This window comes from Variovorax sp. P4_B11 (assembly GCF_056402355.1).
This window is the reverse complement of record NZ_JBFUHO010000013.1, coordinates 107,236-131,650: the sequence shown is the minus strand read 5'-3', so window position 1 is coordinate 131,650 and position 24,415 is coordinate 107,236. Positions and strand designations below refer to the sequence as shown.

Here is a 24,415-nt window from a genome sequence, read left to right as displayed (position 1 = left end):
GTGGCGCGCGAGCGGTCTGAGGTTGCCTTCACTCCACGACATCGGGCTGATGCCGCGAACTCCCCTGCGGGGGAACCCTCACTTTTCACCTCCGGCACCTGGGTGTTTCGCCAAGCCTCCATTGGTTTGTTCACTGTAGTCGCGCTTGCGCGAAAGGGCTTGACTTGGATCAAGGCAATACCCGTGTCTTTCAAGCGATGGGATGAAGGTGCTCGACGAACCATGCGCCGGCCAGCCCGGCGACGACCTCCAGGGCGCCTGCCTCCTCGAAGAGATGCGTGGCGCGCGGCACGACCTCGAGACACTTTTCGCAGCGCAGGCGCCCGAGGGCCGCGCGATTCATCGCCAGGACCTCGGTGTCCGACCCGCCCACGATGAGCAGGGTCGGCGCCAGCACCGCGTCCAGGGCGTCGCCGGCGAGATCGGGACGCCCGCCGCGCGAGACAACGGCTTGCACGAGCTCCGGGCGCTGCGCCGCGGCGACCAGCGCGGCGCCCGCACCCGTGCTCGCACCGAACAGGCCGATGGGCCGGTTGTGGGAGGACAAGGCATCGAGCGCGTCCATCACCCGTTGCGCAAGCAAGGGAATGTCGAACACGTTGACGCGGTTCTCGGCCTCGTCGGAGGTGAGCAGGTCGAACAGCAGGGTGCTCAGCCCCCTGCGCTGCAGTGCGCGGGCGACCTGGATGTTGCGGCGGCTGCGGCGACTGCTGCCGCTGCCGTGCGCGAAGACGACGATGCCGCGCGGCGGCTCGACCAGGCACAGTTCACCTTCGAGCTTGTTCGGGCCGATGGCCATCCGGATGAGGTTCGGCAAGAGAGGCCTCCTTGGTCACAGTCCGAAGGGGTAGGTGTCCGGCAGGCCTTCGATCGTCTCGGTCCCGAGCGGCGTGACGGCGCGGGTCTGGTCCAGCCAGATGTACTCGTCGAATTGCCGGGTGAGCACGGCCTGGAAGTAGTGGCTCTGCAGTTCGGTCTCGGGCCGGTAGAGCACGCCGATCGCACGCTCCAGCCGTGGCTGCGACAAGCCTGCCACCACCTCCCCGGACGCCGGACCGCGCAGCGGCAGGATGAAGTTCGCGACCTTCGATTCATGGCAAAGGCGCTCGTAGCTTCCGGCCTTCGAGGCCTGCACCGGCTTGACCTCCATCGGCCCGTCCCAGTCGGATGCGGCCGCGACGGTTCCGGTGTGCGTCCCGAATCCGATCAGGCAGGCGCCGGCGCCGAACTCGACCCGGCACAGCTGCCCGATGTTGTGTTCGCCGCGCCGGGACATCTCGGTGGCCCTCGCATCGCCGACGTGCGAGTTGTGCGCCCAGACGATGGCCTTGCTCTGCGGTCCGTGATAGTCCAGCAGCCTCTGCAGGGTCTCGAACATGTGGCTGTCGCGCAGGTTCCAGGAAGCGCGCGAGCCGTAGTACATCGAGCGGTAGTAGCGCTCCGCATTGGCGACGAGGCGGGCGTTCTGCACGGCGTCGAGAAAGCGCTCGCCGTCCTGCGAGGCGTAGCGCTGCTCCCGGATCAGCAGGTCGCCCAGCATCGCGACCACTTCGGGCTCGCAACTGAGATACCGGTCGTTCAGCGCCGCATGGCCGTAGCTGGCCGGGTCCGACTGCCAAGGCGTCAGGCATCCATAGCGTCGGCGGGCAATTCCCGCCGTGGGGGGATCGACGTCTTCCAGGTAGCCGACCACCGAATGGATCGAGTTGTAGAGACTGTAGAGGTCGAGGCCATGGAATGAGACCCGGTCGCCCTCGGCGAGCCCGGCATTGCGGGCGCGAAGCCATTCGACAAAAGTGCGGACTTCTTGGTTGCGCCACATCCACGCCGGGAACCGGGCGAAGGCCGACCATCGCGAAGGGCGGTGACCGGCATGGCGCACGTAGCGGTCGATGCGGGCCGCATCCGGCCAGTCGGCCTCGATGGCGATGAAGTCGAAGTGCTTGCCTTCGATCAGTTCGCGCGAAATGCGCTCGCGCATCCGATAGAACTCCGAGCTGCCGTGGGTCGCCTCGCCGAGCAGCACGACGCGGGCGTCGCCGATGCGATCGAGCAAAGGCGCCAGTTCCGCGGATTCAACCGTCTCGAACCGCTCACACGCGCCCGCAATGGCCTCCGCCAGGCGCGCGTCCGCCGATCCGGCCGGGGGCTGCCTTTCCTCACGGGTCCGAAACCGCACGGCATCCCTGTCCAGCGGTGCGATCCTGACATCCGCGATGTCCTCGACCGCGTAGAGGTCGGGCCCTGTGCGCGTCAAGCGAATCAGTTCCCGAACGGCCGGATCGGTGCCAGCCGATACCACCATGCGTCCACCGATCGCAAGCTGGGGCTTCAGCGCCCCGATGAATTCCGCACCGTCCGGATTCACGAAGATCGCGTCGAAGGGCCCATGCTCCGGCAAACCCCGATTGGCGTCGGCGTGCACGATCTGCACGTGCGGACATCGCAGGCTGTGCAGGATGGCCGCCGCCTTCGCCGCCAATGCGGCGTTCGATTCGACGCTGTAGACCCTGGAGGCGAGCCGGCAGAGCACGGCCGTCGCGTAACCCGATCCGGTGCCGACCTCGAGGACCCTCGCATGCCCCCCGATCGACAGCGCCTCGGCCATGAGCGCGACGAGATAGGGCTGAGGGAGGGTTCGCTCCCCGTCGAGCTTCAGCGCAGCGTCCTCGTAGGCGAACTCCTGCAGCGGCGCAGGCAGGAAGACCTCGCGAGGCACTGCGCGCATCGCCTCGAGCACCTCTTTGGCGCGCACGCCCCGGCCTGCAATCTGATCCTCCACCATGGCGACGCGAAGCCGCCCGAAGTCGATGTTCGACAAGATGTCTCCTGCTGCCTCGAACAGTTTGATTCCGGACTTCAAGCGCTGGTTTGCGCTGGCTCAAACGCCTGCCACGTCGCACGGCGCCGGGACGCGCAAGAGGAGGGGCTTTGCGCCTTGATGCAGGTCAAGGGCCCCGATGTCGTCGTGCCTACGATGAAAGCATCCTTCAACCGGTAGTCCATCCACGAAAGGCCGATCCATGAACGATACGACGCAGAACCTCGGGGCGCCGGAGCAGAAAGTCGGCTCTTCAGCGGTGATGAGCGAGACCCTTCACAAGCTTCGTGCGCTGCTCGACGACCTGCAGGGCGATGCGCTGCACAAGGCACGCGATGCGGCGCGAAGCACCGACCAGGTCGTGCACCATCACCCCTACAGCGCCATCGGCATCGCGGCGGCCGCGGGCCTCGTCATCGGCTTCCTCGCCACGCGACGCTGAGGCGTTTTTTTTCGCGTGTCGGACACTGCCGTCAGGCCGGCCGCGTCGGCCAGACCCGAGGTGACACCGGCGCGCTTGACGTCGGTGATCCAGGCGCTGCTGCATGAACTGCGCGGCGACGAGGCGGCGCCACCCCATCTGGACGATGACCTGCAGCGCACGCTCGGCATCGACAGCCTGGCGCGAATGGAACTGATGCTGCGGCTCGAGCAGGCGTTCGACGTGCGCATGCCCGAAGGCGCGATGGAGGCCGCGCAGACGCCGCGCGACCTGCTGCGCGCGCTGGCCGCGGCCCCACCGCGCGGCAGCACCCGGCCTGCCAAGCCCGCCGCGGCTGGCTGGCAGCCGCTCGAAACCGGCGCTGCCGATATTCCGTACCGAGCGCAGACACTGCTGGATGTCCTGCAATGGCATGCCGACAGGGCCGGCGCGCGGCGCCATGCCCTGCTGTTGCGAGACGACCAGGCGCCGCAGGAACTCGACCACACCGCATTGCTGGAGCACGCACGTGCGATGGCTGCGGCGCTGCAGCGCGAGGGCGTTGCGCCCGGCGAGGCGGTTGCGCTGATGTTGCCCACCAGCCTGGCGTTCCTGGAGTGCTTCATGGGCATCTTGCTGGCGGGCGGCGTCCCGGTCCCGATCTACCCCCCGTTTCGCGCCTCGCAGATCGAGGATCACCTGCGTCGCCAGGCACACATCCTGGCCAACGCGCAGGCGGTGCTGTTGATCAGCGACGAGCAGGCGCTGCCGGCGGCCCGCATCCTGCGAGCGGGCGCTCCCGACCTGCGCGCGGTGCTGACCGTGGACCGACTGCGCGCGCCGGGCGGCTCGTGGCGCCCCGTGGTGCGCGGCGCCCAGGACACGGCCCTGATCCAGTACACGTCGGGCAGCACCGGCCAACCCAAGGGCGTCGTGCTGACGCATGCCAATCTCCTGGCCAACATCCGGGCCATGGGGCAGGCCGTGAAGGCGGGGCCCGGCGACGTCTTCGTGAGCTGGCTGCCGCTGTACCACGACATGGGCCTGATCGGCGCCTGGCTGGGCAGCCTCTACCACGGCGCGCCGCTGGTGCTGATGTCACCGCAGGCCTTCCTCGGTCGGCCGTCGCGCTGGTTGCGCGCGATCAGCGAGCACCGCGCGACGCTGAGCGCGGCGCCGAACTTCGCGTACGAGATCCTCGCGACGAAGGTGCCGGACGACGAGCTGCAGGGCCTGGACCTGAGCCATTGGCGAGCCGCGATGAACGGCTCCGAGCCGGTGCACGCGACGACGCTGGCGTTGTTCCGCGAACGCTTCGAACGATTCGGCTTCGACCGGCGCGCGATGATGCCCGTCTACGGCCTCGCCGAAAGCGGAGTCGGCCTGGCCTTTCCGCCGCTGGGCCGCGGGCCCAGGATCGACCTCATCGATCGGCGGGCGCTGCATGACGACGGGCGCGCCGAGCCGGTCGACACCGAGCGGCCGGACGCGATGCGCGTGGTCGGCTGCGGCATGCCCCTGGCTGGCCACGAGTTGCGCGTCGTGGACGGGCACGGCGCGGAGCTGCCCGACAGGCAGGAGGGCCGGATCGAGTTCCGTGGGCCTTCGGCCACGACCGGCTACTTTCGCAATCCCGAGGGCAACAAGGCGTTGTTCAAAGGCGATTGGCTCGACTCGGGCGACGTCGGCTATGTCGTGGATGGCGAGATCTTCCTCACCAGCCGGGTGAAGGACCTGATCATCCGGGGCGGCCACAACATCCATCCCTATGACCTCGAGGAAGTCGTCAGTGCGTTGCCGGGTGTCCGGCGCGGCTGCGTCGCGGTGTTCGGGGCCACCGATCCACACAGCCGCAGCGAGCGCGTCATCGTGCTGGCGGAGACCCGCCTGGAGGCGCCGGCGGCCCGGGCAGGGTTGCGCGACCGGATCGCGCAACTGACGATCGAGGTGCTGGGCCTGCCTGCCGACGACATCGTGCTGGCCCCGCCGCACGCGGTCCTCAAGACTTCCAGCGGCAAGATCCGGCGGGCGGCGTGCCGCAGCCTGTATGAGCAGGGCAAGCTTGGCCAGTCGCGGCCCGGCGTCGCGTGGCAGCTGGCGAAGCTGTGGCTCGACGCCTTGCAGCGGCGCGTGCGCGAACCGGTGCGGCAGGTTGCGTCCGCGCTCTTCGCCGGCTGGCTGTGGGCGGTGTTCGGAGTCGGGGCCGCGCTGGCGGCAGCCGCGGCGCTGCTGCCCGCACAGGCGCTGCGCAAGCGGATCGCGCGTGCCATCGCGCGGGTCGGCTTGCGAGTCTGCGGATTGCCGATCCATGTCGAGGGCTCGGCGACCCTGGAAGGCGGACCCTGGATCATCGTGTCCAACCATGCCAGCTACCTCGACTGGCTGCTGCTCACCGCGGTCCTGCCGGCCCGGGCATGCCTGGTGGCGAAGCGAGAGCTCGCACAGTCGGCGCCCTTGAAGTGGATGCTCGAGCGCATGGGTGTGCGCTTCGTCGAGCGCGATGACGTGCACGCCAGCGTCGAGGACGCCAGGCACCTGGTGCAGGCGGCCAAGGAGGGCGAAAGCCTGGTGTATTTCCCGGAAGGCACGCTCGCCCGAGCGCCCGGCCTGCGCCCGTTCCACTTGGGCGCCTTCGTCGCCGCGACGCAGGCGGGCGTCAAGGTCGTGCCGGTCAGCCTGCGTGGCACGCGATCGGTGTTGCGCGATGGATCGTGGTGGCCGCGCCGCAGCCCGATCTCGGTTCGGGTGCACGAGCCATTGGGCGCCGAGGGAGACAGCTGGTCGGACGCGGTGCGTCTGCGCGACCGGGCGCGCGAGCAGATCGCCCGGGGCTGTGCGGAGCCCGTGACCGCGGGATGAGCCGCGATTGTTGATCTGGCGCAAGGGGGCGGCCGAAGCCGCCGCGCAGACTGCGCGCCAGGAGCCGCCATGGAAGGACCTGCCCTCATCCGCAAGACCGCCCGGGATCGCCGTCTGCCGCCCAACCTGGTCGACTACGAGTCCGAATGCCGAGCCTTCAGCTGGGATGCGGCCCGCGCCGCCTTGCAGGGCCTTCCCGGTGGCGGTCTCAACATGGGCTTCGAGGCCGTCGACCGGCATGCAGCCGGCCCGTTGAAGGACCGGACTGCCCTGCGATTCGTATCGCGCGGCGCGGCGCCGCTGGACCTCAGCTACGGCGAACTCGCGCGCCGGACCAACCGCTTCGCCAATGTGCTGCGCCAGCTCGGCGTCGGCAAGGGCGACCGCATGTTCGTGCTCGCGGGGCGCATTCCCGAACTCTACGTCGCGGTGCTCGGCGCCTTGAAGAATGGCAGCGTGGTGACGCCTCTCTTCTCGGCCTTCGGCCCGGAGCCGATTGCAACGCGCATCGGTATCGGCAGCGGGCAGGTGCTCGTGACCACCGACGAACTGTACCGGCGCAAGGTGCGGCAGTGCCGCGGTCAGCTGCCGTCGCTGCGCCACATCCTGCTGGTCGCGGAGGATGGCGGCACCACCGCGGAGCCCGGCACGCTCGATCTCGCCACGCTGATGGCATCGGCCTCCGGCGACTTCAGCACCGTGGCGACCTCGCCGGACGATCCTGCGCTGCTGCACTTCACCAGCGGCACCACCGGCGCGCCGAAGGGCGCACTGCACGTGCATGGCGCGGTGGTCGCCCACCACGCCACCGCGCGCTACGCGCTCGACCTGCATCCGCAGGACCGCTACTGGTGCACCGCCGATCCCGGCTGGGTGACCGGAACCTCGTACGGCATCCTCGCGCCGCTGCTGCTGGGCGTGACCTCGCTGGTCGATGTCGAGGAGTTCGACGCCGAGCGCTGGTACGGCTTGCTGGAAGCGGAACGCATCAGCGTCTGGTACACGGCCCCGACCGCGATCCGCATGCTGATGAAGGCCGGTGTGGCGCAGGCGCGGCGGCGCAGCTATCCGGAGCTGCGCTTCGTGGCCAGCGTCGGCGAGCCGCTCAATCCGGCGGCCGTCTGGTGGGGCAAGGAGGCGCTGGGCCTGCCCATCCACGACAACTGGTGGCAGACCGAGACCGGCGGCATCATGATCGCCAACACCCCGGCCTTCGACATCAAGCCGGGCTCGATGGGCCGCGCGCTGCCCGGCATCGAAGCCCGCATCGTCGAGCACCTGGAGGCCGAGGGCGAGGCGCCCAGGGTGCGGGTCGTCGAACAGCCGGACGTCGAAGGCGAGCTGGCCCTGCGCGCCGGCTGGCCATCGATGTTTCGCGGCTACCTGAACAACGAGGCCCGCTATCGGCGGTGCTTTGCCGGCGGCTTCTATCTCACGGGTGACCTGGCCCGGTGCGATGCCGACGGCTACTTCTGGTTCGTCAGCCGCGCCGATGACGTCATCAAGTCCGCCGGCCATCTGATCGGCCCGTTCGAGGTCGAGAGCGCCCTGATGGAGCACGCGGCGGTCGCGGAGGCCGCCGTGATCGGCAAGCCCGACGCATTGCTCGGCGAGAGGGTCAAGGCCTTCGTCTCGCTCAAAGCCGGTCATGCGCCCGGCGAGGCGCTGCGCACGGACATCCTCGCGCACGCGCGCAAGCGCCTCGGCGCGGCCGTCGCGCCCAAGGAGATCGACTTCCTCGCGTCCCTGCCGCGGACCCGCAGCGGCAAGATCATGCGGCGCCTGCTCAAGGCCCGCGAACTCGGGCTGCCCGAGGGAGACACCTCCACGCTGGAGGGCGGCGCATGAACGACACGGATGTACCGCCGCCGCCCACCGGCCCCGTGCCCTGGGACAAGGTCTTCGCACTGACGATGCTGGCCGACATGCTGCGCATCCGGCGCATGGAAGAGAAGTGTGCCGAGCTGTACGGCAGACAGAAGATCCGGGGTTTCCTGCATCTCTACATCGGCGAGGAAGCCGTGGCCACCGGTGCGATGCATGCCTTCGCGGCCGATGACAACATCGTCGCGACCTATCGCGAGCATGGCCATGCTTTGCTGCGCGGCGTCGGCATGGGCGCGATCATGGCGGAGATGTACGGCAAGCAGGAAGGCTGTTCGCGCGGTCGCGGCGGCTCGATGCACCTGTTCGACCGGGCGACCCGCTTCTTCGGGGGCCAGGCGATCGTCGGCGCCGGACTGCCCCTGGCGGTCGGGCTGGCCCTCGCCGACAAGCTCTCGGGGCGCAGCGCATTGACCGCCTGCTTCATGGGCGAAGGGGCGATCGCGGAAGGCGCCTTCCACGAGTCGATGAACCTCGCGGCCTTGTGGCGGTTGCCCGTGCTCTTCTGCTGCGAGAACAACCTGTACGCGATGGGCACGGCGCTGGCGCGCTCCGAGTCGCAGACCGACCTGTGCGTCAAGGCGAGCTCGTACGGGATGCGGGCCATCGCCGTCGACGGCATGGACATCGTAGCTGTCCACGAGGCTGCGAAACGTGCCGCGCCCGAGGTGCGTGACGGCGGCGGGCCGATGTTCATCGAGTTCCGGACCTACCGCTTCCGCGCCCATTCGATGTTCGATGCCGAGCTGTATCGAAGCAAGAGCGAGGTCGAGGCCTGGAAGACCCGTGGCCCGATCCATACCTACACGGCACGCCTGAAAGCGCAGGCCAGTCTCACCGAGGACGAGTTCAAGACCATCGAGGCGAGGGCGCAGGCGGAAGTGGACGAAGCCGTCGCGTTCGCCGAGGCGGGCAGCTGGGAGCCGGTGGAGAACCTCCTGGACGACGTGCTCACGCGCAAGGAGCCTGCGTGACGCGCCGCACGATGAGCTATCGCCAAGCGCTGGCCGAGGGCCTGCGCGAAGCGCTGCGACAGGACCCGCGGGTCTTCCTGATGGGCGAGGATGTGGGCCGCTATGGCGGCACCTACGCGGTATCGAAAGGCCTGCTCGAGGAGTTCGGACCCGAGCGCGTGCGCGACACGCCCTTGTCCGAGCTTGCCTTTGTCGGCGCCGGGGTCGGCGCGGCGCTGGGCGGCATGCGGCCGATCGTCGAGGTGATGACGGTCAACTTCAGCTTGCTGGCGCTCGATCCCATCGTCAACGGCGCCGCGCTGATGCACCACATGTCGGGCGGGCAGTTCTCGGTGCCGCTGGTGATTCGCATGGCCACCGGCGCGGGCCGCCAGGTGGCGGCGCAGCACTCGCACAGCTTCGAAGGCTGGTACGCGCACGTGCCCGGCATCCGCATCGTCGCGCCCGCCACGGTCGAGGACGCTCGCGGCATGCTCGCCGCGGCGCTCGCCGATCCGGACCCGGTGCTGCTCTTCGAGCACGTGCAGCTCTACAACATGGAGGGCGAGTGCGACGACGCCTGCGACGTCGACATCTGCAGTGCCAAGGTGCGTCGCGCCGGCACCGACGTCAGCCTGATCGCCTACGGCGGATCTCTTTCCAAGGCGATGCTGGCAGCCGAGGCGCTGAGCCTCGAAGGCATCGTCGCCGAAGTGATCGACCTGCGGGTATTGCGGCCGCTCGACGATGCGACCGTGATGTCCTCGGTACGCAAATGCCGGCGCGCGGTGATCGTCGACGAGGGGTGGCGTTCGGGCAGCCTGGCCGCCGAGCTGATGGCGCGCATCGGCGAACAGGCCTTCTTCGACCTCGACGCGCCACCGGCGCGCGTGTGCAGCGAGGAAGTGCCGATCCCCTATGCGCAGCATCTCGAGGAGGCCGCCTTGCCACAGCCGGCGAAGATCGTCGCGGCGGTCAGGACCTTGATGGGGCGCACGCCGTGATTCGATTCGAATTGCCGTCGCTGGGCGCAGACATGGACGAAGGCACGCTGCTGCAATGGAACGTGCAGCCGGGCGACCGCGTGCAGCGCGGGCAGGTGGTGGCCGTGGTCGACACGACCAAGGCTGCCGTCGATGTCGAGAGCTGGCAGGAGGGCGTGGTGGCCGAGTTGCTGGTGGAACCCGGCCAGAAGATTCCCGTCGGTACCGTGATGGCCTTGCTGCTGGAGCCCGGCGAAGCAGCGGGCGCGCCAAGGGCTGCCACGCCGCCATCGAAGCCCGCAGCGGCCTCCGCCGCCGCATCGCGCCGCCCGGTGTCTCCGGCGGCCCGCAAGCGGGCGCAAGAGCTGGGCATCGTCGCCGATGCAGTGACAGGCACCGGGGCCCAGGGATCGGTCACGCTGGCCGACATCGAGGCCGCGGCGCGTTCGCGCGAGGCCGGCTCAGCCACGGCTGCACCTGCCGCATCGCTTGTCGATCGCAGCCAAGGGATGCGCAAGGCGATCGCCGCGGCCATGAGCCGATCCAAGCGCGAGATTCCGCACTACTACCTGTCGGAGCCGATTCCGATGGAGCGCGCATTGGCCTGGCTGCGGCAGCGCAACGAGGGTGTGGCCGTCGCCGAGCGCATGCTTCCAGCCGTGCTGATGCTCAAGGCGGTGGCCGCCGCCCTGCGGCGAACGCCCGAGCTGAACGGCTTCCATCGCGAGGGCGCGTTCATGCCGGCCGCCGCGGTGCATGCGGGCGTGGCGATCTCGCTGCGCGGCGGCGGGCTGGTGGCCCCGGCCATCCATGATGTCGGCAGCAAATCACTGAACCAGTTGATGCACGACCTCGACGACTTGGTGAAGCGTGCCCGTTCCGGATCGCTGCGCAGTTCCGAGATGTCCGATCCGACGATCACCGTCACGAATCTGGGCGACCAGGGCGTGGACACCGTGTTCGGCGTGATCTATCCGCCGCAGGTGGCCATCGTCGGTCTCGGTCGCATCGCGATGCGGCCCTGGGCGCAGGACGGCGCCATCCGCCTCGTGCCCGTCGTTCGCGCCACGCTGGCCGCCGACCACCGGGCTTCGGACGGCCATCGCGGGGCGCTGTTCCTTGCCGAGCTGCGCGAGCTGCTTCAGCAGCCGCAGGACCTTGCGGCGGAGGGCGACGTGCCGATTCCGAAGAGGGAGAAGCCACATGGATGATGATCGCCGTGCGCTTGCCGACACCGTGCTCGAACTCTTGCGTTCGATCGCCCCCGAGATCGATCCCACGACCATCGATTGGCAGCGCGCACTGCGCCGTCAGGTCGATCTGGACTCGATGGATTGGCTCAACTTTCTGGTGGCCCTGAACGCCCGATTGGGCGTCGACGTTCCGGAGACCGACTATGGCCGCCTGGTCTCGCTCGCTGATGTGCTCGACTACATCGAGGCTCGACACAGGATCGCGGCCCCTGTGAGAGAAGGCCCCCACCCAACGCCTTAGCGCTGGGGACCGCCCGGGCCGCCGGCGCGCGCACCGGGGGCGCGGTGTCAGTAGGGCTCGCGATCCAGGCCTTCGGACCCCGCCACCGCCTTCTTCGGCGCATTCCCGACCATGCAGTCGGTGGTCAGCAACAGGCTGGCGATCGATGCGGCGTTCTGCAGCGCCAGGCGGGTCACCTTGGCGGGATCGATCACGCCCATTTCCAGCAGGTCGCCATACTGGCGCGTCGCCGCGTTGTAGCCGTAGCTTCGCTGGGTCGACGCATCGAGCCTGTCGAGCACGATGGACGGCTCGTCGGCCGCGTTGCCGACGATGCGCCGCAGCGGCTCCTCGAGCGCGCGCTGGACGATCTTGATGCCCGAGGCCTGGTCCAGGTTGGCGGATGGCAGCTCCGCCAATTCGCGTCGGGCGCGCAGCAGCGCCACGCCGCCGCCGGGAACGATGCCTTCCTCGACGGCGGCGCGTGTCGCGTGCAGCGCATCCTCGACCCGCAGCTTGCGTTCCTTCAGCTCGGTCTCGGTCGCGGCGCCGACCTTGATCAGCGCCACGCCGCCCGACAGCTTGGCGATGCGTTCGTCCAGCTGCGTGCGGTCGTACTCGCTGGTCTGCAACTCGCGTTCCTTGCGGATGGCGGCGATCCGGTCCCGGATCGCCTGCGGGTCGCCGCCGCCGCCGATGATCGTGGTGCTCTCCTTTTCGACCACCACGCGGCGCGCCCGGCCAAGGTTGTCCGGCGTCGCCTTTGCGAGCGTCAGCCCGAGCTCGCTCGACAGCACTTGCCCGCCGGTCAGGATGCCCATGTCCTGCAGCATGGCCTTGCGCCGGTCGCCAAAGCCCGGTGCCTTCACGGCGCAGGTTTTCACGACGCCACGGACACTGTTGATGACCAGCGTGGCCAGCGCATCGGCGTCCACCTCCTCGGCGATCACCAGCAGCGGCGCTCCTGACTTCGCCGCCGCCTCGAGCAGAGGCACCAGGTCGTTGATCGACGAGAGCCTTTGGTCGCACAGGACGATCAGCGCGTTCTCCAGCACCGCCGCCTGCTTCTCGGCATTGTTGACGAAATAGGGCGACAGGTATCCGCGGTCGAACTGCAGGCCCTCGACGATCTCGAGTTCGCTGACCCGCCCGGAGCCGTCCTCGATCGACACCGCGCCTTCGCGGCCCACCTTGTCCATTGCATTCGCGATGAGCTCTCCGATCGATCGGTCGTTGTTGGCCGAGATGGCCGCCACGTGGGCGATCTCCTGCGAGGTCGTGCAGGGTTGAGAGATGGTCTTCAGCGTGTTCACGACCGTTTCCGCGCCGAGGTCGATGCCGCGCTTGAGGTCCATCGGGTTCATGCCGGCGGCCAGGTACTTCAGGCCCTCCTGGATCATGGCGTGCGCCAGCACGGTGGCGGTGGTGGTGCCGTCACCCGCCATCTCGCTGGTGCGGGCGGCGACCTCGCGCAGCAGCTGCGCGCCCATGTTCTCGAAGCGGTCTTCCAGTTCGATCGACTTGGCGACCACGACGCCGGAGTTGACGATCTGGGGCGCGCCGTACTCGCTGTCGATGATCACCGTGCGACCCCGGGGGCCGAGGGTCACCTTGACAGCATCGGCGAGCGTGTCAACGCCGCGGCGGATCTTTTCACGCGCATCTTCCCCGAACAAAAGCTTCTTGACTGTCATGGCGAAATCTCCTGGGGTGGCGGCGAAGGCGTCGCGGCGGGTCCTGAAGGCAGTAACCCGACGGTAAGGCATCGGCCGCGGCGCCGTTTGATCGGGCGCAAGCCACGAAGCCGGCGCGCCGCATTCCGAAAACCTTGCCGAGCACTTGCGCTGCGTCTGGCTGGCAGGGAACGACTCGCCATAGAAAGGCGCAGCTGCTTCCCGCGACACAGCAGCACCACCTCAGATTCGACTGGCTTCAGCCGACAGCCGCTTGCACGAGTTCGCGGCCAAGGAATGCACCTTGCTCCTCGAGGCGTTGTTGAAGTACTTGCACATCGATGTCGTGAACGGACTTTCCGTGCGAGATTGCAAGGGCGGCCGCGGTTCCCGCCGCCTGTCCCATCACGAAACATGCTCCGGTAACGCGCGCCGCGGACTGCCCGTCATGGGTCATCGAGGCACAGCGGCCAGCAACAAGCAGATTGGATACACCGCCCGCCGTGCTACGCCGTGGCAGCAGCATCCGATAGGGAAGCTGGTTGTAGCCACGCGACTCGGGGATCGGGGGCCACATCCACTTCACGTCGCCGTCAACGTGCATCTCCAGCGGCCAGCCGTTCACGCCAATGGTGTCCTCGAAATCCGCGCAGCCGAGCACGTCGTGAGCTGTGAGCATGTATTCGCCCACGAGTCGACGGGTTTCCCGGATGCCGACCTGAGGCGCGATGTCCAGCACGTAGGCATCCTCGAAGCCAGGCACCTTTGCGCGAAGGAACTTCACATAGTCGACGATCTGCCGGCGACCCTCGATCTCTCCGTCGCTGAGGGCCCGCGCGTTGGTGCCATCGAGCGCCTTCCCGTCAGGCATCTTCAACTGCGTGACATTTGCGCGCCATTCGTAGGGGTGCTTCTGCGGGCGGACGATGGCGCCTCGGCGGGCGAACTTGAATTCACCCGCCTCTTCGGCCTTGTCCATCAACGCCGGAATGCGTGTCCATGCCTCGCCCGCGCGTTGGGCGTCCACATTTCCAACCCGGAGCATGAGCGTGGGATACAGCAGGTGGCCCTCGCCGTCGCCCTTCTCGGTGGGAACGCCCGCCCAATGCGCGATGTCCGCATCACCCGAGCAATCGATGAAGCACTTCGCGCGGACGGCGAGGCGCCCGGACTTGGTCTCCAACACCACAGAGTCGATTCGGCCGTCCGGCGCCTTGATCACGGCTGCGGCTAGAGCGTGGAACAGAATCTGTACGCCAGCCGCCGCCAACGCCCCATCGGCCGCGCACTTGAAGGCGGACACGTCATACGCTTGCGCGAGGATCTTGCCAAAGATCAGGTGAGGCTCGCTGAGGCCGTCCAGGTCGCGCATTCGGTGGAGCAAGTCATCCGAGAAGCCATGGACCACCCGTTGCATGGTGCCGAACACGTTGGCGTGGAGTCCGCAAAAGTTTGTCACGCCCGCTGCGGTGCCCATGCCGCCCATGAATCCGTATCGCTCGGTCAGCAGCACCTCGGCACCGTTGTGGGCCGCGGCGGCGGCGGCGGACATTCCTGCTGGGCCACCGCCCAATACGACCACGTCGTACTCGCCGAAGAGCGGAACGTCGCGCGCTGGCTCGGCAACTGAATTGACTTGTGTGTTCATGTTCGGTGCTCCAGGTTAGTCAAGGGTGATGTTGTTCTTCTCGATCACGGGCCGCCAGCGAGCCACTTCGTCGGCCAACATGCTGCGGAATTCCGCAGGCGTGTTCCCCACCGGTTCCATGTACTGGGCACGCAGCTTTTCCTGCACTGCTGGCTCGGCCAAGATCAGTGCCAGCTCGCTGCGGAGTCGATGGACAATTTCGGTTGGCGTCTTTGCCGGCGCGACGATTCCGATCCAGGCGTCCGCCTGAATTTCGGGTGCGCCCAGTTCGGCAAGTGTCGGCAACTGCGGAAGAAGCGGTGAGCGCTTTGCTGAAGCGACCGCGAGAGGCTTGAGCCGCCCGGATTTGACAAAGGGCATGACCGCCGCAGCGGGTAGAACGCCCAGGTCGACCTCGCCCGAGATGACCGCGGTGACGGCGGCACCGGAGCCGGGATAGGGCACATGCACGAGGTCGGCCCCCGTCTTCGCAGAGAGAGCCTGCATGGCCAGGTGTGAAGCCGTCCCGGCGCCCATGGAGGCGAAGCTGTACTTGCCCGCATTCTTCCTCAGCTGCGCCAGCAGATCGCCCACATTGGCAGCTGACAGTTTGGCGGACGTGACCAGAACTGCGGGTTGAGAAGCAACGACGGCAATCGGCTCCAGATCACGCGATGGGTCGTACGGCATCTTCTTGTACAGCAGGGCGTTCACCGCCAAGGGGCCGGCGATGCCCACGCCAATGGTTTGTCCGTCGGGTGCCGCCTTGGCTATCGCAGTGGTGCCGATGTTGCCGGAGGCCCCTGGCTTGTTGTCCACGACGAAGGGTTGCCCTAGCCGCGCACCCAGTCTTTCCCCTACCACACGAGCCACGGTGTCTGGCGTGGATCCAGCGGCAAAAGGCACGATGAGATGAACTGGCGCCTTGGGCCATTGTTGGGCGTGTACCGACCCGGCCGCGAGCCCAAGCGAGAGGGACAAGAGCCAATGAAGGGATTGGCGACGATGCATGGTGTGTCTCCGATGTTGCCGGCTCTGAAAGTGGCCGGTTGCGACAACTCTAGGTTTCAGCAATGATTACGTCCATGCCATGAAGGCCATACCCTTCAGCAGGAATCTAAATAATGGACATGCGGCTCCTTGCAGTGTTTGATGAGGTCTACAAAACGCGTAGCGTGACGCGGGCCGCCGAAAACCTCGATATTCCGCAGACATCGGTGAGCTTGGCCCTTGGTCGGTTGCGCCGTCAGTTCAACGATCCGCTCTTCGTGCGCACTGCCGAAGGAATGGTGCCAACGCCGCACGCCACCGACCTGCTGGGCCCGCTGCGTCAAGCCCTGGAGCTGCTGCGGGTGGCCACCCGGCAGCAGGTCGTGTTCGATCCCGGCAGTTCCATTCGGCACTTCAGGATCAGCATGACGGACGTCAGCCACCTCGAGTTTCTGCCGCGGCTGACCCATCGCGTCGCGGAGGTGGCGCCGTCGATCCATATCGAGGTGCTTCGCATCGGCCCCGACACGCGGCGGCTGCTGGAGAGCGGCGAGTCTGACCTGGCTGTGGGCTTCATGCCAGAACTTGAGGCCGGCTTCTATCAGCAGCAGCTTTTCGAGCAGGGCTTTGCTTGCGTGGTGCGAAAGCACCATCCGCGGGTGGAACGACGCATGACGATGACGTTGTTCAAGCGGGAACGGCACGTGGCGATCACTGCGCCCGGGACGGGGCACGACCTGCTTGAGCAGCAGCTCAAGCGCATGGGCGTTGAACGGAAGGTCAGGTTGTCGCTACCGACGCTGCCTGGCCTGGGCAATTTGCTGGCCCAGTCTGACCTCATCGCGACGGTCCCGGAGCGGGTTGCGCAGATGCTGGGGCACATCGCCACAGTCAAGTCACTGGTGCCGCCTTTTGACCTTCCTGCGTTTGCCATCAAGCAGCATTGGCACGAGCGCTTTCACCACGATCCGGCCAATCGGTGGCTTCGGGCGATGATCGCTGAGCTGTTTCTCGAGTAGCCGACAGCGCGGGGGTTGGACTGCAAACCGGGCGATTGGCCTTGTCGCCTGGGGAGGAAGCGATCGGGCGCCACTCATCCAAGTTCGACTTGCATGATGAAACTGAACTCGCCGCTGTCATAGGGCGTGGGCACCAGACCCAGGCAGCCAGCGACCTCTGCCGCCTGAAATCGAACGGTTCCCGAGCGCGGCTCGCACCCGCAACTACTTTCGCGCCTTGGCCATCGAGCGCTTGGCCGCGAACAGCTCCTCGCACAAGGCACGCAGCCAGCGATTGGCCGGGTCCTGCTGATAGCGTGCGTGCCAGTGCTGCTTGACGGTGAAGGGGGGTACCGGCACCGGGCAGTCGTAGACAGTCAAGGCGCCGGCGCTCGAGCTGGCAAGCGTCTCGCCGATATGCCGCGGCACGGTCGCGACCAGGTCGGTCGTCGACACGATGGCCGCAAGGCCAAGGAACCCGGGCAGTTCCAACAGGATGCGCCGCTCGATCTGGTGGCGCTCCAATACCGCCTCCAGCAACTGCGCTCCGGTGCCTCCGATGATGCCGATATGCGCCTCGGCCCYGTAGTCGCGCAGACCCACACCCTTGGCGCCGATGCGTGGATGACGCGCATTGACGAGGCATACCCAGTCCTGTGGATACAGGACCTGTTGGTAGAAGCCCGACTCCAGCCACGGTACCAGGCCGATCGCGAGGTCCGCCTGGCCGGATTGCAGTGCCTGCGCGGTCTGCTCGTCGATGCGCGCGGCTTCGAGGCGAACGCCCGGCGCCAAGGCGCGCACGTGCGCCAGCAAGCGCGGCAACAGCGTGATGTGGCTCGCATCGGTCATGCAGATCCGAAAGCGCCGTGTCGCGGTCGAAGGGTCGAAAGCTTCGGCAGGTGCGGCGATGCGACGCAGTGCGGCCAACGCCTCTCGTACAGGCACGATCAACTCCTCCGCGCGCGGCGTGGCCTGCATGCCGGCGGCGGTCCGCACAAAAAGCTCATCGTTCAGTTGCTTGCGCAATCGGCGCAGCCAGTTGCTCACCGTCGGCTGGCTCTGGCCCATGGCCTCGCCCGCGCGCGTCACGCTGTTCGTGCTGTAGAGCAGGTCGAAGAGACGCAGGAGCTTGATGCTAAGAAGCGCCGTGCCGTCTTCGGTGTCCTCATCCATGTCCATAGGCCGTCCCCATTTCAAAACGGAATGTAGACCATTTTGGCCATGTCATAGGCAGCATGAAGGCTGCAATCTATCGTTGAGTCATTCCAAACGGAGACGCACATGAAGATCTACTTTCTCGGCGCCGGCGCACTCGGTTGCGCCATTGGCGGGACCCTCGCGGCGGCGGGGTCCGACGTTACATTGATCGACTCCTTCCAGGGCCACGTCGACGCGATCAACCGCGTCGGCCTGCGCATGAAGATCGGTGGCACGGAACGCGTCGTCAAGGTGCGCGCCGCGATCGACAGCAAGGGGCTGGAGGCGCCGGACCTCGTGATCGTCCTGGTCAAGTCCTTCCACACACGCTCGGCCATCGAAGGCGCGCTGGGCATCGTCGGCCCCGGCACAGCCGTGATGTCGTTGCAGAACGGCATGGGCCACGAGGAAATCCTGGCCGATGTCGCGGGCCGCGAGCATGTGCTGGCCGGAAAGACCTACGTCGGCGGCGTAATGCTCGGCCCCGGCCACATCATTGCCGGCACGCAGGGCAAGCGCTCGGTGATCGGCGAGCTCGACGGCAGCATCACCGAGCGCGCCAAGGCCATTGCCGCCGAATTCGAGCGCGCCGAGTTGCCCTGCGAGGTCAGCGACAACATCATGGGCGTGATGTGGGACAAGCTCCTCATCAACGTTTCCACGGGCGCACTCAGCGGCATCACGGGGCAGGTCTACGGCTGCCTCTATGCGGTGCCGGAGATCGAGGCGACGGCCATTGCCGCGGTCGCCGAGGCCATGGCCGTTGCCGAGGCCAGCGGCGTCAAGCTGTCGATCAAGGCGCCACGCGACGCGTGGGTCATGGCGGCCGAGGGACTGCCCTACGAGTTCAAGACCTCGATGCTGCAGAGCCTCGAGAAGGGCTCGATCACCGAGATCGATTTCATCAACGGCTCGGTGGTACGGGCAGGCCAGAAATACAACGTGCCGACGCCGGTCAACCAGACGTTGGTGGCCGCGATCAAGGGCATCGAACGCCGCATGGAGGCGAAATGAGCCGCGCCGCGCCGGGTCGCCCCAACACACCCCCCAGAGCCTATGTCGAGCACGTCGCGATCTGGGTCAGCGACATCCACTGGCACATCAAGTTCTTCCGCGACGTCTGCGGCATGGCCATGCGCGAAGTACAGGGCACCGTCGAGGAGCCGATCCAGTACTGGACGCTCGGCGGCATGCAGTTCATGGCCAAGCCGGACTACGCCGGCCCCGAAGGCCGCCTCGGCCACCTGGGCGTGATGTGCGAAGACCTCGAGGCCGCGCTCACCGCCGCGCAGGCCTTCGGCGTCACCGAGATGTCGCAAGGCCGCAACTGGCTGCGCCTGCCCGATGGCCTGGCCGTCGAGTTCATCCAGGCCAGCCCCGGCGCAGTCTCCAAGGCCCTGGCCATCGATCCCCGCGCCTGAATTTTTCAATTGCCCAGAGACACCCACCATGACCACCCTCACCATCGAAGACAAGTATTGGGACGATGCCGTCGTCGGCGAAGAATGCATCAGCCCGCCCTATGAAGTGACCGAAGCCCGCGTGATGGCGTATGCCGACCTCACCGGCGACCACACGCCAGTGCACACCGACGAGGCCTATGCCCGCACCACGCCGTTCGGCACCCGTGTGGCCCACGGACTGTTCGGCCTGTCGGTGGCCGATGGCCTGAAGACCCAGAGCGACATGCGCTTCATGCCCGGCATGTCGCTGGGCTGGGAATGGAGCTTTGTCGCCCCCATCAAGTTCGGTGACACGGTGCGGGTGAGGTTCCATGTCGGCACCAAGCGCGAGTCGAAGAGCAAGCCGGGCTGGGGCATCCTGGTGCTGCCGTCGGAGCTCATCAACCAGCGCGATGAAGTCGTGCAAAAGGGCGAGCACCGCGTGATGGTGCCGAGGAAGACGGCATGAACGCGGCACCACAACAAGCGCTGCCGCTGGCCGGCATCCGCGTCATCGACTACAGCCACTTCCTGGCCGGCCCTTACGTCGGTCGATGCCTCGCGGCACTGGGCGCCGAAGTCATCAAGGTCGAGCGCCCCGGTACAGGTGACGCCGGTCGCCAGCATGCCTGGTTCGTGGGCGACCACAGCGGCTACTTCCTCCAGCAGAACATGGGAAAGAAGGGACTGTCGGTCAACACCAAGGACCCGCGCGGCCGCGCCTTGATGAAGAAGCTGGTCGACAGCGCCGACGTGTTCGTCGAGAACTACCGCCCCGGTGCGCTGGACAAGCTGGGCTTGGGCTATGCGGAACTGGCCGAGACGAATCCGGGCCTCGTGTACTGCTCGATCTCCGCCTATGGCCACACCGGACCGGACTCGCATCGCGCCGGCTTCGGCCTCATCGCCGAAGCCAAGAGCGGCATCATGCAGATGGTCGGCAACCCCGGCGAGGCGCCGCCGCTGCTGCGCATCTCGCTGGGCGACATGTACACCGGCATCCACGCCGTCGCTGCGATCAACGCCGCGCTGCTGGGTCGCGTGAAGTCGGGCCGCGGTCAGCACATCGACATGGCGCTGTACGACACGCTGGTGTCGATGCACGAATACGCGGTGCAGTGCTATACGCTCTCGGACGGCAAGGAAGTTCCGGTGCAGACCGGCCACGACATGCCCAACTCGACGCTCTACGGCGTGTTCCGCGCCCAGGACGGCGATCTGGTCATCGCCGCGCAGGTGGACGATGCGTGGAAGCGATTCGCCGCCCTGGTCGAGCACACTGGCGGGCCGGCGGGCTTCGGCAGCGACACGCGGCTGCATGCCGCGGCCGGGCGCAATGCGAATCGCCTCGAGATCCTCGAAGTCGTTCGCCCCTGGGTTGCAGCGCGCCCCGTCGTCGACGTATTGCAGATGCTCGATGGCATCGACGTGCCCTGCGCCAAGGTGCAGCGCATCGACGAGGTGCTGGCCGACCCGCAGATCCAGGCGCGCGGCATGGTGGTGGAGCAGGACCATCCCGTGCTCGGCAAGATCCGCCTGCCCAACCTGCCGTTCCGCATGTCGGGCTGCGACACCTCGATCACGCAGGTTGCGCCTGAACTCGGGGAACACAACGCCGAGATCGCCGCCAGCCTCGGCTTCGACGCCGCGCAGATCGCCGACATGCAGGCCGACGGTGTGCTGTTCAGCGCATGAGGAGGCACGCACCATGACCGACAAGTACGCCGTCATCGGCAACCCCATTGGCCACACCAAGTCGCCGATGATCCACGCCAGCTTTGCGAAGGTGACCGATCAGGACATCGACTACATCGCGATTGAAGGCTCGCTCGAGCACTTTGCGGACGACGTGCATGCATTCCGCAAGGCAGGCGGCCTGGGCATGAACGTGACCGCGCCGTTCAAGCTGCAAGCCTTTGCGCTGGCAACGGATCGGCTCGAACGTGCCGAACTGGCCGGTGCCACCAACGCGCTGAAGTTCGAGGGCGACCGCATCATTGCCGACAACTTCGATGGCGTCGGCCTGACCAACGACATCCAGTGCAACCTGGGCTTCCCGCTCAAGGGCGCGCGCATGCTGGTGCTGGGATCCGGCGGCGCGGTGCGCGGAGCTTTGCTGCCGTTCCTTGCGCAGCAGCCGGCCGAATTGGTGCTGGCGAACCGCACCGTGTCGAAGGCAGCCGATCTTGCCGCGCAATTCGCCGTGCAGGGTCCCGTGCGGGCTTGCGGCTATGGTGATCTGACCGGGGAGAAATTCGACATCGTCATCAACGGCACCTCGGCCAGCCTGAAGGCCGAGTTGCCGCCGGTGCCGGCCGAGGCGCTCCGCAGCGCGAAGCTGGCCTATGAACTGGCCTACGGCAAGGGCCTGACACCCTTCCTGCGTCTGGCACGGAACGCCGGCGTGCCCAAGCTCGCCGACGGCGTGGGTATGCTGGTCGAGCAGGCTGCGCAAGCCTTCGTCTGGTGGCGCGGCGTGCGACCCGACACCCGGCCGGTCATCGAGCGCATGACCATCCCGTTGGTTTGAACCCGCGACAAGAAGGAGACACTCCATGAAGATCCTCATGCTCCACGGCATCAACCACAACATGTTCGGCAAGCGCGACCCGAAGCAATACGGCACCACGACGCTGGCCGAGATCGATGCACAGTTGCAGGCGCTGGGCAAGGAACTCGGCGCCGAGATCGAGAGCTTCCAGACCAACGGCGAAAGCGCCATGTGCGAGCGCATCCACCAGGGCTTCACCGATGGCGTCGACGCGGTGCTGATCAACGCCGGCGCCTGGACGCACTACAGCTACGGCATCCGGGATGCGCTGGCGATCCTCACGGTGCCGGTGGTCGAACTGCACATGTCCAACATCCATGCGCGCGAGGAGTTCCGCCATCACTCGGTGTTTGCGGAGATCGTGAAGGGCCAGATCTGCGGCTTCGGGGTGGACAGCTACCTGCTCGGCTTGCGTGCTGCCGTATCGGCGGCGCGGGTCGCTGCCTGACAACAGGGCAAATCCTGGCATTGACTTGATGGACCGCAGTATCGTTCCCCATCGAAGCAAGGAGACTTCCCCGTGATCATCAAGACCCAACAAGACGTGACGGCCGCAGTGCTGGCCGAGGTGGCCCGAAGCGAAAACCCGCGCTTCAAGGAACTCATGACCGCAGCGGTGCAACACCTGCACGGCTTCGTGCGAGATGCCAGGCTGACCGAGGCCGAGTTCCACCAGGCTTGCGGCTTGATCGCCAATCTCGGCCAGTTGACCACTGCATCGCACAACGAAGTGGTGCTCATCGCCGGTTCGCTGGGCATCTCGTCGCTGGTCTGCCTGCTCAACAACGGCGATCACGGACAGACGGACACGACCGCCAATCTCATGGGCCCGTTCTGGCGCAAGGACTCGCCGGCGACGGCGAACGGTGAATCCATCGTTCGCTCGCCCACGCCCGGCGCGCCGATCTTCGTCAACGCCTGGGTGCGCGACAGCCAGGGCCGGCCGGTGGAAGGCGCCGAAGTCGACGTGTGGCATACCTCAGCGGAGGGCTTCTACGAGAACCAGGACCCGGGGCAGACCGACATGAACCTGCGCGGCAAGTTCACCACCGATGCGCGCGGCCGCATCGCCTTCAGGAGCGTCAAGCCGGCTGGCTACCCGATCCCTTTGAGCGGCCCGGTCGGCGCGCTGTTGCGCGCACAGGGCCGTCACAACATGCGCCCGGCCCACATCCATTTCATGATCTACAAGCCGGGCTTCAAGACGCAGTTCTCGCAGGTCTATTCGAGCGACGACCCACGCCTTGAAACCGATGTGCAGTTCGGGGTGACGCAAGCTCTGATTGGCCAGTACGTGCTGCATGCCGACGAGCCGGCGCCGGCCGGCGATGTCAGCGGGCCGTGGTATTCGCTCGACCATCACTTCGTGATCGAACCGGGCGAGGCCAGGCTGCCGAAGCCGCCGATCACCGGCAAGGCGAACGGCGAGCGGCCGACCTTGCAGGTGCTGGAGCGCAAAGCCTGAAGCCCTCGGCGCACCGATGCCACGCGTGAGTGACAGGGGGATAGCGCGCGCTCTACTCCGCCTTGATGTTGTTGTCCTTGACCACCTTGCCCCAGCGCTGGGTCTCGGTTTGCATCCATTGCGCGATCTGCTGGCGGTTCATGGTCGATGGCTCGGAGCCGAGTTCCTGCAGACGGGTGGCGAAGTCGGGGCGCGTCACGATGCGCTGCACGGCCTCCTGCAACTTGTCCAGCACCGCTGGCGGTGTGTTGGCGGGCGCCAGCAAGCCCTGCCAGGAACCCGTCACGAAGTTGGGGATCTGCGAGGCGACGGTCGGCACACCCGGGGTCGCTGCAAAGGGCTTGGCGCTCGTGACCGCAATGGCCTTGACCTTGCCGCCCTGCACCAGTTGGTTGGTGGCGACCACGCTCGCCATCGCGCTGTCGATCTGGCCCCCCGCGAGATCTGCCAGGGCCTGGGCGCCGCCCTTGTAGCCGATGACGTTGAATTCGAAACCGCGGTCCTGCGCGAGCAGGATGCCCGCCAGTTGACTGATGGAGGCCAGCGGCGTGCCGAAGCTCACGGGCTTGCCGCTCTTCTTGGCGTAGGCGGCGAGCTCGTCGATGTTCTTCACCGGCAGATCGTTCCGGACCACCAGGAGGTGCGGTGAATACGCCGGAATCGCGATCGGCGTCAGGTCCTTCTGCGGGTTGTAGGGCAGTTGCGCCACCACGCTGGGGCCGATGGTCAACACGCTCATGTCCAGCAGCAGCAGGTTGTAGCCGTCCGGCGCAGACTTGGCCACGAACGCCGCACCGATGTTGCCATTGCCTCCGGCCTTGTTCTCCACAATGACCGGCTGCTTGAACATCTCGCCCAACTCCTTGGCCAGCAGGCGCCCCAGCACGTCCGAGGTGCCGCCCGCCGGGTTGGGCACGGTGATGCGGATCATCTTGCTGGGGTAGCTCGCCGCGTCCTCTGCGTGGACCGGCAGGGACGCGCCTGCCAGCATCGCCACGGCGGCCATGCCGAGCAGTGCGCGCCTGGCCCGGGGGAGGGCGGACGGGGTCGTTGAAGTCTCGGCTTTCATGGGTAT

General features: G+C 67.0%; 22 protein-coding genes. 15 read left to right on the top strand and 7 right to left on the bottom strand.

The window, feature by feature from the left end; translation table 11 throughout:
- Positions 1 to 190 precede the first annotated feature (190 nt).
- Positions 191 to 799, bottom strand: coding sequence for a dienelactone hydrolase family protein (locus AC1DYD_RS14690; protein ID WP_478173487.1), 609 nt, complete (start codon positions 797 to 799; stop codon positions 191 to 193).
- 33 nt (positions 800 to 832) lie between these two features.
- Positions 833 to 2,821 carry an erythromycin esterase family protein gene (locus AC1DYD_RS14685; RefSeq protein WP_478173476.1) on the bottom strand — a complete coding sequence of 663 codons (1,989 nt, stop codon included), beginning with the start codon at positions 2,819 to 2,821 and terminating at the stop codon, positions 833 to 835.
- A gap of 202 nt (positions 2,822 to 3,023) precedes the next feature.
- On the opposite strand from AC1DYD_RS14685, the gene AC1DYD_RS14680 reads away from it, so the two are divergent.
- The 7 genes from AC1DYD_RS14680 (at position 3,024) to AC1DYD_RS14650 (ending at position 11,415) form a co-directional block, all read left to right on the top strand.
- Positions 3,024 to 3,263: a glycine zipper domain-containing protein gene (locus tag AC1DYD_RS14680; protein ID WP_478173475.1), complete on the top strand. Its 240-nt coding sequence runs from the start codon at positions 3,024 to 3,026 to the stop codon at positions 3,261 to 3,263.
- 15 nt (positions 3,264 to 3,278) lie between these two features.
- Positions 3,279 to 6,101, top strand: a complete 2,823-nt coding sequence (locus tag AC1DYD_RS14675; RefSeq protein ID WP_478173474.1) for an AMP-binding protein — start codon at positions 3,279 to 3,281, stop codon at positions 6,099 to 6,101.
- 69 nt (positions 6,102 to 6,170) lie between these two features.
- A complete protein-coding gene (gene acsA, locus AC1DYD_RS14670) occupies positions 6,171 to 7,949 on the top strand; it encodes an acetate--CoA ligase (protein WP_478173473.1) in 1,779 nt (592 codons plus the stop codon).
- Entirely contained in the window at positions 7,946 to 8,959 is a 1,014-nt protein-coding gene (pdhA, locus tag AC1DYD_RS14665; RefSeq protein ID WP_478173472.1) for a pyruvate dehydrogenase (acetyl-transferring) E1 component subunit alpha, read from the top strand. Before acsA ends, pdhA begins: the two co-directional genes overlap by 4 nt.
- A gap of 11 nt (positions 8,960 to 8,970) precedes the next feature.
- Positions 8,971 to 9,942: an alpha-ketoacid dehydrogenase subunit beta gene (locus AC1DYD_RS14660; RefSeq protein ID WP_478173486.1), complete on the top strand. Its 972-nt coding sequence runs from the start codon at positions 8,971 to 8,973 to the stop codon at positions 9,940 to 9,942.
- Positions 9,939 to 11,132 carry a dihydrolipoamide acetyltransferase family protein gene (locus AC1DYD_RS14655; RefSeq protein ID WP_478173471.1) on the top strand — a complete coding sequence of 398 codons (1,194 nt, stop codon included), beginning with the start codon at positions 9,939 to 9,941 and terminating at the stop codon, positions 11,130 to 11,132. Before AC1DYD_RS14660 ends, AC1DYD_RS14655 begins: the two co-directional genes overlap by 4 nt.
- Positions 11,125 to 11,415, top strand: coding sequence for an acyl carrier protein (locus AC1DYD_RS14650; protein WP_478173470.1), 291 nt, complete (start codon positions 11,125 to 11,127; stop codon positions 11,413 to 11,415). Before AC1DYD_RS14655 ends, AC1DYD_RS14650 begins: the two co-directional genes overlap by 8 nt.
- A 47-nt stretch (positions 11,416 to 11,462) precedes the next feature.
- Here AC1DYD_RS14650 and groL read toward each other — a convergent pair whose 3' ends face one another.
- The 3 genes from groL to AC1DYD_RS14635 form a co-directional block, all read right to left on the bottom strand.
- Positions 11,463 to 13,088 carry a chaperonin GroEL gene (gene groL / locus AC1DYD_RS14645; protein ID WP_478173469.1) on the bottom strand — a complete coding sequence of 542 codons (1,626 nt, stop codon included), beginning with the start codon at positions 13,086 to 13,088 and terminating at the stop codon, positions 11,463 to 11,465.
- A 238-nt stretch (positions 13,089 to 13,326) separates the two neighbouring features.
- Positions 13,327 to 14,715: an FAD-dependent oxidoreductase gene (locus tag AC1DYD_RS14640; protein ID WP_478173468.1), complete on the bottom strand. Its 1,389-nt coding sequence runs from the start codon at positions 14,713 to 14,715 to the stop codon at positions 13,327 to 13,329.
- A gap of 15 nt (positions 14,716 to 14,730) precedes the next feature.
- Positions 14,731 to 15,705 carry a Bug family tripartite tricarboxylate transporter substrate binding protein gene (locus tag AC1DYD_RS14635; protein ID WP_478173467.1) on the bottom strand — a complete coding sequence of 325 codons (975 nt, stop codon included), beginning with the start codon at positions 15,703 to 15,705 and terminating at the stop codon, positions 14,731 to 14,733.
- A 113-nt stretch (positions 15,706 to 15,818) separates the two neighbouring features.
- Between AC1DYD_RS14635 and AC1DYD_RS14630 the strand changes: the two genes are divergently transcribed.
- Entirely contained in the window at positions 15,819 to 16,703 is an 885-nt protein-coding gene (locus AC1DYD_RS14630; RefSeq protein ID WP_478173466.1) for a LysR family transcriptional regulator, read from the top strand.
- A gap of 204 nt (positions 16,704 to 16,907) precedes the next feature.
- Here the strand turns inward: AC1DYD_RS14630 and AC1DYD_RS14625 are convergent, their stop codons facing one another.
- Positions 16,908 to 17,858, bottom strand: a complete 951-nt coding sequence (locus AC1DYD_RS14625; protein WP_478173485.1) for a LysR family transcriptional regulator — start codon at positions 17,856 to 17,858, stop codon at positions 16,908 to 16,910.
- A gap of 108 nt (positions 17,859 to 17,966) precedes the next feature.
- Here AC1DYD_RS14625 and AC1DYD_RS14620 point away from each other — a divergent pair, with 108 nt between their 5' ends.
- The 7 genes from AC1DYD_RS14620 (at position 17,967) to AC1DYD_RS14590 (ending at position 23,340) form a co-directional block, all read left to right on the top strand.
- The gene (locus tag AC1DYD_RS14620) at positions 17,967 to 18,896 is read left to right on the top strand and encodes a ketopantoate reductase family protein (protein ID WP_478173465.1); all 930 of its coding nucleotides are present in this window, start codon (positions 17,967 to 17,969) and stop codon (positions 18,894 to 18,896) included.
- Positions 18,893 to 19,303 (top strand): VOC family protein, encoded by a 411-nt coding sequence (locus AC1DYD_RS14615; protein WP_478173464.1) that lies wholly within the window; start codon positions 18,893 to 18,895, stop codon positions 19,301 to 19,303. Before AC1DYD_RS14620 ends, AC1DYD_RS14615 begins: the two co-directional genes overlap by 4 nt.
- 28 nt (positions 19,304 to 19,331) lie before the next feature.
- A complete protein-coding gene (locus tag AC1DYD_RS14610) occupies positions 19,332 to 19,793 on the top strand; it encodes a MaoC family dehydratase (protein WP_478173463.1) in 462 nt (153 codons plus the stop codon).
- Positions 19,790 to 21,019: a CaiB/BaiF CoA transferase family protein gene (locus AC1DYD_RS14605; protein WP_478173462.1), complete on the top strand. Its 1,230-nt coding sequence runs from the start codon at positions 19,790 to 19,792 to the stop codon at positions 21,017 to 21,019. Before AC1DYD_RS14610 ends, AC1DYD_RS14605 begins: the two co-directional genes overlap by 4 nt.
- Before the next feature lie 13 nt (positions 21,020 to 21,032).
- Complete coding sequence (gene aroE / locus AC1DYD_RS14600) at positions 21,033 to 21,854, top strand: shikimate dehydrogenase (RefSeq protein WP_478173461.1); 822 nt, start codon at positions 21,033 to 21,035, stop codon at positions 21,852 to 21,854.
- A 25-nt stretch (positions 21,855 to 21,879) separates the two neighbouring features.
- Positions 21,880 to 22,323 (top strand): type II 3-dehydroquinate dehydratase, encoded by a 444-nt coding sequence (aroQ, locus tag AC1DYD_RS14595; RefSeq protein ID WP_478173460.1) that lies wholly within the window; start codon positions 21,880 to 21,882, stop codon positions 22,321 to 22,323.
- A gap of 72 nt (positions 22,324 to 22,395) precedes the next feature.
- Entirely contained in the window at positions 22,396 to 23,340 is a 945-nt protein-coding gene (locus AC1DYD_RS14590; RefSeq protein WP_478173459.1) for a dioxygenase family protein, read from the top strand.
- Between the two features lie 52 nt (positions 23,341 to 23,392).
- Here the strand turns inward: AC1DYD_RS14590 and AC1DYD_RS14585 are convergent, their stop codons facing one another.
- Entirely contained in the window at positions 23,393 to 24,409 is a 1,017-nt protein-coding gene (locus AC1DYD_RS14585) for a Bug family tripartite tricarboxylate transporter substrate binding protein (protein WP_478173458.1), read from the bottom strand.
- Positions 24,410 to 24,415 lie beyond the last annotated feature (6 nt).